Annotated in this window: 1 protein-coding gene; it reads right to left on the reverse strand. The window is 68.2% G+C overall.

Features of this window, described 5'->3' with window-relative positions; genetic code table 11:
• The coding region (locus KWI83_RS37920) for a DUF1152 domain-containing protein (RefSeq protein WP_218518906.1) at nt 1–306 on the reverse strand (306 nt) is incomplete at its 3' end.
• Nucleotides 307–365: the final 59 nt, after the last annotated feature.

The raw sequence follows: 365 nt of genomic DNA on the forward strand, positions 1-365 counted from the left end.
CCCGTGTCCCGGGTCGATGAGCGCGAAAGTGTGGAGGAGCTCTGCCGCAAGCCGGGGCAAGGTGGAGCCTGCCGGGGCGATCGGGCGGGCCTCCGCCGGCACCTTCCAGACGGCTGGAGTGATGGGTTCGAGGCCGGTGAAGTTCGCAGGTCCTCGGGGGCCCGGTACCGGGTCGATCAGCAGGCGGTCCCACGCGTACGTGAAGATCACCGCCCGGCCGTTGTCGTCGCCGTACAGGGCGGCGTCAAGCATTGCGGCGGCGACTGCGTCGCCTCCTCCTCCTGCTGCGACGATCAACCGCGTCATGGGGCCAAGAGTACGGGGTCCAGTATTGACCACTCACCCTATAGTGGCCAGAGGCCATG

This window comes from Streptomyces sp. TRM70350 (assembly GCF_019219825.1).
GTDB lineage: Bacteria > Actinomycetota > Actinomycetes > Streptomycetales > Streptomycetaceae > Streptomyces.